General features: G+C 67.0%; 5 protein-coding genes and 1 pseudogene. All 6 read left to right on the top strand.

Going from position 1 to position 4,441, the window contains the following annotated elements:
- Window positions 1-365: pseudogene (gene fusA / locus WC493_RS21770) on the top strand (elongation factor G); the annotation flags it as partial.
- A 45-nt stretch (window positions 366-410) separates the two neighbouring features.
- A complete protein-coding gene (locus WC493_RS21765) occupies window positions 411-785 on the top strand; it encodes a hypothetical protein (RefSeq protein WP_373068470.1) in 375 nt (124 codons plus the stop codon).
- A gap of 63 nt (window positions 786-848) precedes the next feature.
- Window positions 849-1,187 carry a copper-binding protein gene (locus WC493_RS21760; protein WP_373068468.1) on the top strand — a complete coding sequence of 113 codons (339 nt, stop codon included), beginning with the start codon at window positions 849-851 and terminating at the stop codon, window positions 1,185-1,187.
- A 4-nt stretch (window positions 1,188-1,191) separates the two neighbouring features.
- Complete coding sequence (locus tag WC493_RS21755) at window positions 1,192-2,460, top strand: TolC family protein (RefSeq protein WP_373068466.1); 1,269 nt, start codon at window positions 1,192-1,194, stop codon at window positions 2,458-2,460.
- Window positions 2,457-4,061, top strand: a complete 1,605-nt coding sequence (locus WC493_RS21750) for an efflux RND transporter periplasmic adaptor subunit (RefSeq protein WP_373068464.1) — start codon at window positions 2,457-2,459, stop codon at window positions 4,059-4,061. The genes WC493_RS21755 and WC493_RS21750 overlap by 4 nt, the downstream gene beginning before the upstream one ends.
- 1 nt (window position 4,062) lies before the next feature.
- On the top strand, window positions 4,063-4,441 hold a 379-nt coding region (locus WC493_RS21745), incomplete at its 3' end, for an efflux RND transporter permease subunit (RefSeq protein WP_373068462.1).

The following is a 4,441-nucleotide window of genomic DNA, read 5'->3' as shown; positions in this document are numbered from 1 at the left end:
ACGTGGCTTTCGTCACCGCCGGCCGCAAGGCGACCGTGGAAGCAATTCGCGCCGCAGGCCCGATCGTGCTCGAGCCCATCGTCTCGATCGAGATCGTCGCCCCCGAGGGCGCGATCGGCGACCTCACCGGCGACCTGTCGAGCCGGCGTGGCCATATCACCGGCACCAGCCCGCGGCCCGGCGGTACCGCTTCGATCACCGGCGAGGTGCCGCTGGCCGAGATCACCGACTACGCCTCGCGCCTGAAGTCGATGACCGGTGGCCAGGGCGCCTACAGCATCGAGTTCGCGCGGCATGCGCAGGTGCCGCCCCAGGTGCAGCAGAAACTCGCCGCCAGCTTCAAGCTCAAGGAAGAAGACGATTGACGCGCCGGCTTGCGCTGTCGGCCGGCCAAGCGTAATCTTTGCGCCGTGAATTACCGTTTCGCCCGCGTCCTGCTGCTTTTCGCCGCGCTGTGGCTGCCCGTGCAGACCATGGCGGCGGTGTCCATGCCGGTGTGCCGGCATGCGCAGGAGCACGGCCAGGCCTCCGTTGCGGCGGAACAGCCGGATGCCGCGATGCCTTGCCATGCTGCCCACGAGACAGCGGCCCCGGACCAGGCCGCGCACGATGCGGGCTGCGATAATTGCGAAATCTGCCATCTGGCGTGCGCCGGCTTCATGCCCAGCGCACCGTTGGCGACGGGCCTGATGCCCGCCGCCAACGACTACGCGCTGCCGGCGACCGCGGTTTCTCCGAGCCATATCGGCGAACCCCCGCAGCATCCTCCTCGAAGCAGCACCTGACATTTCTGTCGGGTCGGCGGGGCTTGGCCCTGCCGCGCGTTGTCTGTCTTTCGGGAGATTTCCATGAAGCACCCTGTTTTGTGCGCCGTCGCGACGGCTGCTTTCGCCTTTGTCCTGCCCCCTGCCATCGCCCAGGATCGTTCCATGCAGACCGCCGCGCCGGCGAAGACTGCCAGCAAGCCACTGTCCGAAGGCACGGTCAGACGACTCGACCGGGCAGCGGGCAGCGTCACCATAACCCATGGCCCGATCGAGAATCTCGGCATGGGCGCCATGACCATGACCTTCGCCTTCAAGAAAGGCGTCGTGCCGGCGGCGGTCAAGGAGGGCGACAAGGTGCGCTTCCGCGCCGAGGAGAAGGGCGGCCAGTACTCCGTCGTTCGCGTCGAAGCGGCGAAGTAGGGCCATGCGCCCCGTCCCTGTCCTGCTCGCGATGCTGCTGCTCGCGGGCGGGCCCAGCGGCGCTGCGGAACCCGAGATGGTCATCGGCGGTCAAGTCGAGAGCCTGCTCGAGTTTGCCCGCGGCCGCCATCCCGAGTTCGCTGCGCTGCGTGCCGAAGCCGAGGCCGCCGCGGCGCGGATCGAGCCCGCCGGCGCGCTGCCCGACCCGATGCTGCGCACCGAGTTGCGCGACGTCACCAACGAGGGCCGCGACGCCAGCGCCAACCTCCTGCCGCCGCGCATCGGCAGCACGCGCTACGTGGTCAGTCAGAGCCTGCCCTGGTTTGGCAAGCGCGATCTGCGTCGCGAGATGGCCGGCGCCGGCGCCGACGAAGCGCAGGCACGGACGCGCGCCGGCTGGCTCGATCTGGCCACCCGCATCAAACTGACCTACGCCCAGCATCACGTGCATCTGATCAGCATCCGTTACGCGCAGGAGAATCTCGACCTGATGCGGCGCGTTGCCGAGATCGCCCGCACCCGTTACGCCAGCGGCTTCGGCAGCCAGCAGGATGCCCTGCGCGCGCAATCCGAGATCATTGCCATGGAGACCGATCTGGTCATGCTCGAAGGCGAGAGCGCCCAGGCCAGCGCGCGCATACGTGCTTTGCTCGGGCGCCCCGAAAACGTCAAGCTGCGCCCGCCGGAGAAGCTGCGCCCGCTGCCACCGGTGGCGAAGCTGGACATCGCCGCGCTCGAGGCAAGGCTGCGCGCCAACAATCCGCAACTGGCCGCCGATGACGCGCGCGTCGTTGGTGCCGAGAAGGGGCGCGATCTGGTCGAGCGCAACCGCTATCCGGACGTGAATGTGGGCGTGGCGCCGACACAGATGCGCAACCGGGTCAGCGAATGGGAGTTGATGTTCGAGATCAATATTCCGCTGCAGCGCGACAGCCGCCGCGCGCAGGAGCGCGAGGCCGAGTTGAATCTGGAAGCGGCACGCCTGCGTCGCCAGGGCAATCTCAACCAGACGCTGGCCGAACTCACCGAAAGCGTGGCCGGCCTCGATGTTGCGCACAAGCTGGAAGTGCTCGTGAGCACCGGGTTGCTGCCGCAGGCCGAACTGAACCTGAACGCCGCACTGGCCGCTTACGAAAACGGCCGCGCCGATTTTTCCGCCGTACTCGACGCGCACCGGCAACTGCGCCGCGCCCGCGGCGAACTCGTCAAGGCACGCGGCGACCAGCAAATTCGCTTGGCCGAAATCGAGAAATTGGTGGGAGAGGAACTATGAAATATCAGATTCCGGTCGCGCTCGCGGCCCTGTTGCTGGCCGTCGGCGGCGGGTACTGGCTGGGCAGGGCGCCAATAGTCGGCGCTGGCGACACGGCGATCGCCGCCGCCCCGGCGACCACCGCCGCTCCCGCCGCGGCGGCACCGCGCAAGCTGCTCTACTACCGCAATCCGATGGGCCTGCCGGATACCTCGCCGGTGCCGAAAAAGGACTCGATGGGAATGGACTACATCGCGGTCTATGAGGGCGAGGAGGAGGGCGCGGCGTCTGGCGAAGTGAAAATAAGCACCGAGAAGGTGCAGAAGCTGGGCGTCAAGACCGAGCCGGCCGCGTTGCGCGAACTGGCGCGGCAGGTGACGGCCGCCGGCCGCATCGAGATCGACGAGCGCCGCCTGCACAACGTGGCGCCGAAGTTCGAGGGTTGGGTCGAGCGTCTGCACGTCAATTCCACCGGGCAGCCGGTCGCCAAGGGGCAGCCGCTGTTCGAGGTGTACAGCCCGGAGCTGGTTTCGGCGCAGCGCGAATATGTGGTTGCGGCCAAGGGTGCCGCGGCGTTGAAGGACGCGAGCGCGGAAATGCAGTCCGGCATGCGTCAGTTGTCCGAGGCCAGCCTTGTCCGGCTGCGCAACTGGGATATATCCGAAGAGCAGATCAAGGCCCTGGCGGCGGGCGACGAGGGGAAGCGTACGCTCACTTTCCGTTCGCCGGCAAGCGGCGTGGTGCTGGAGAAGAAGGCGGTGGCCGGCATGCGTTTCATGCCGGGCGAGATGCTGTACCAGATCGCCGACCTCTCGTCGGTCTGGGTGCTGGCCGACGTGTTCGAGCGCGACATCGCGCTGCTCAGGGTCGGGCAGAAGGTCAAGGTGGCCATCAGCGCCTATCCCGACAAGAGCTTCAGCGGAACCATCGCCTACATCTATCCCCGCCTTACGGCCGAGACGCGGACGATTCCCGTGCGCGTCGAGCTGGCCAACCCGGGCGGCCTGCTGAAGCCGGCCATGTATGCCAGCGTCGAATTCGCCGTGGGCGGACGTGACAAGGTCGTGACGGTGCCGCTGTCGGCGGTGATCGACAGCGGCACGCGGCAGATCGTGCTGATCGAGAAAGGTGCCGGTCGCTTCGAGCCGCGCGCGGTCAAGCTCGGCACGCGCAGCGATGAGTATGTCGAAATACGCGAGGGAGTCGGCGCTGGCGATACGGTGGTGGTCACGGCGAACTTCCTGATCGATGCCGAAAGCAACCTGAAGGCGGCACTGGGAGGATTTGCGCCTGCTCCCGGCAGTACGCCGGCGGCGACCGGCACGGGTGGCAGGAGCGAGGTCAGCCATCAGGCCGCCGGTACGCTCGATGCCGTCGACGCCAAGGCCGGCAGCGTGACCGTGACGCACGGCCCGGTGCCAAGCCTCAAGTGGCCGGGAATGACCATGGACTTCATGCTGGCCAATCCGTCGCTGACCGACAAGATCAAGCCGGGCAGCGCGGTCAGTATCGAGTTCGTCGAGCGCAAGCCCGGCGAATGGGTGATCACGAAGATGGATGCCGGCGCGGCGACAAAGCCGACGGCGCCGGCGGCAGCGCCATCGCCACACCAGGGCCACTGAGATGCTGAATGCCCTCATCGGCTGGTCGGCGCGCAACAAGTTCCTCGTCGTCATCGCCACGATCTTCGTTACCCTTGCCGGCATCCATGCCGTTTTGAAGACGCCGCTCGACGCCTTGCCCGATCTCTCCGACGTGCAGGTCATCATCTACACCGACGTGCCGGGGCAGGCGCCGCAGGTGGTCGAGGACCAGGTCACCTATCCGTTGACGACAGCGATGTTGTCGGTACCGAAATCCAAGGTGGTGCGCGGGTTTTCCTTCTTCGGCGCCTCGTTCGTCTATGTGATTTTCGAGGACGGCACCGACATCTACTGGGCGCGTTCGCGCGTGCTGGAGTATTTGAATTTCGCCGCGGGACGGCTGCCGAGGGGCGTCACGC

This window comes from Zavarzinia sp. (genome assembly GCF_041650655.1).
Classification (GTDB): domain Bacteria; phylum Pseudomonadota; class Alphaproteobacteria; order Zavarziniales; family Zavarziniaceae; genus Zavarzinia.
Note: the sequence above shows the minus strand (reverse complement) of the source record. Positions and strands in the feature narration are given on the sequence as shown.